Here is a 1978-nt window from a genome sequence, read left to right as displayed (position 1 = left end):
CACAATTTTACTGGACAGGTCGAACTCAAATGACCTGCATGGCAGAATGCTTTCGCAATACTTTTGAACATGCCTATGCCCATCATATCCAGCGTCTGATGATTACCGGTAACTTTGCCCTGTTAAGCGGTGTGGATCCTCAGCAGATCAGTGAATGGTATCTGGCAGTCTATGCTGATGCTTATGAATGGGTGGAACTTCCAAACACCCTGGGCATGGTGATGCATGCTGATGGCGGTTTACTGGCGAGTAAGCCCTATGCGGCTTCTGGAAATTACATTCAAAAAATGTCCAATTACTGTAAGCACTGTCCTTACAATGTTAAAACAAGGACTGAAGCTGATAGTTGTCCTTTTAACAGCCTGTATTGGTATTTCATGATCAGGCATGAGGAAATCTTCCGCTCTAATCCACGCATGGGCATGATTTATCGACAGCTGGATAAACTGCAGGACAAAGATCAGATCATTGTACATGCCCAACAGTTACTCAGTCAGGTTAATGAGTTATAGCAGCATGAAAAAACAACATTTACCGGAAAAAACCTGTGCTCACTGCCTACGTCCCTTTAGCTGGCGTAAGAAATGGCAACGCTGCTGGGATGAGGTCAGATATTGTTCCGAAAGATGCAAACGTCAAGCCAAACAGTGCCTATCATAGAGTGAAGCGGCTAGAAACGTTTGTACTGCCGCGAACAATAGGCCCGAATCACATCAGGTGAACGCAGCTGCAAATGTTTAGTTTTACGCCCTGCCACTCGTTCACGCCATAATTTAAAACTACTTGGTTTCATGTTCTGACGCATTAAGCGAATCACTGCAGATTCATTCAAACCAAACTCACGCTGAATTGCTTCAAAAGGTGTTCTATCCTCCCAAGCCATTTCAATAATCCGTGACAGATCCGCTCCTACATATTCAATTACACTACGCACAATATGTCCCTTATTCCTTTAATTTGTTTAAAAATATAGAAAGTTGATTGATTGAGTTCAAACGAATATCTATCCATATTTCCTGATCAGGTCAAACTGACTGATGTCATCTTATAAAAAGGAACATGAAGAATTTGTGATTTTTTGGGCTGCTCTGTATTTTTTTTATTCCATGCTATCCACGTGTAGCCCACATATAACACTTTGCAGATCTTTTTAACTATTATTCTATGAACGGCACTCAACTAAAACGATATCGGGTGTTTTGGAGCGCTTACAAAGCAGTCCGGCCTCAGCTATAGTCTGGCTTTTGATAACTACAAGGAATTCTATAAAAATTGGCGAATAAAGGCTATCAGGGAATTTATACTTTTATTCCAACAGTCTATTGCCGTTAAAAGCCAAAAACGCTGTAAATTGGATCCTGACCTAAAAATTTATAATCAAGGAATTAATAAAAGCAGAATAGGCATTGAACATGTATTTGGCAGCCTGAAAACCTTCAAAATCCTTGCTGAATGTTATCGAAATAGAAATAAAATCCTCGGTTTGAGATTTAATTTAATTGCTGGAATTTATAATATAGAACTGATCAAAAAGTAATTCATGAAAGAGATTTATTATAGAAAATAAATAATCAAGTTCTCTTATATCTATATATATTTTTGTAGGGCTATTAATATTTTTTTAAGTTTACGGTATATTAAAGATGAACTTTTTAACGTGATCAATGTACTTCATCCGCTTATGTCTACGATTTTATTTTGAATATGGATTATATAATATTTCAAATTAAATCATATAAATAAATTAATTTCGAATCACGATCATAGGTTGATTAGATGAATGCTATAAACTTTAAAAACTTTGAAGAAGCAGGCCAAGCTATTTTACAATTTCTCCATAAACGCTTTGGATTTGATTTATGGATGATCACTCGGGTAGAAGGCAAAGACTGGATTGTACTGCAAAGCGAAGATCATGGTTATGATATTAAATCCGGACACGTATTTAAATGGGCAGATTCTTTCTGCTCTCATATGG

General features: G+C 37.3%; 3 protein-coding genes and 2 pseudogenes. 4 read left to right on the top strand and 1 reads right to left on the bottom strand.

What is annotated here, in order from left to right; genetic code table 11:
- Both WAK81_RS10635 and WAK81_RS10630 read left to right on the top strand, forming a co-directional pair.
- A pseudogene (locus tag WAK81_RS10635) lies at nucleotides 1-512 on the top strand (hypothetical protein); the annotation flags it as partial.
- On the top strand, nucleotides 475-660 hold the full coding sequence (locus WAK81_RS10630) for a DUF2256 domain-containing protein (RefSeq protein WP_422196780.1): 186 nt from the start codon (nucleotides 475-477) through the stop codon (nucleotides 658-660). The pseudogene WAK81_RS10635 and the gene WAK81_RS10630, both read left to right, overlap by 38 nt.
- 10 nt (nucleotides 661-670) lie before the next feature.
- On the opposite strand, the gene WAK81_RS10625 is transcribed toward WAK81_RS10630, so the two are convergent.
- On the bottom strand, nucleotides 671-922 hold the full coding sequence (locus WAK81_RS10625) for a TIGR03643 family protein (protein WP_422196782.1): 252 nt from the start codon (nucleotides 920-922) through the stop codon (nucleotides 671-673).
- Between the two features lie 267 nt (nucleotides 923-1189).
- Between WAK81_RS10625 and WAK81_RS10620 the strand changes: the two genes are divergently transcribed.
- Nucleotides 1190-1537, top strand: a complete 348-nt coding sequence (locus WAK81_RS10620) for a transposase (RefSeq protein WP_422196781.1) — start codon at nucleotides 1190-1192, stop codon at nucleotides 1535-1537.
- Nucleotides 1538-1776: 239 nt separating this feature from the next.
- A pseudogene (locus WAK81_RS10615) lies at nucleotides 1777-1978 on the top strand (sensor domain-containing diguanylate cyclase); the annotation flags it as partial.

Origin of the sequence: Acinetobacter sp. (assembly GCF_049284435.1) — a bacterium.
Classification (GTDB): domain Bacteria; phylum Pseudomonadota; class Gammaproteobacteria; order Pseudomonadales; family Moraxellaceae; genus Acinetobacter.
The sequence above is the reverse complement of the archived record's forward strand: the minus strand, read 5'-3'. Positions and strand labels throughout refer to the sequence as shown.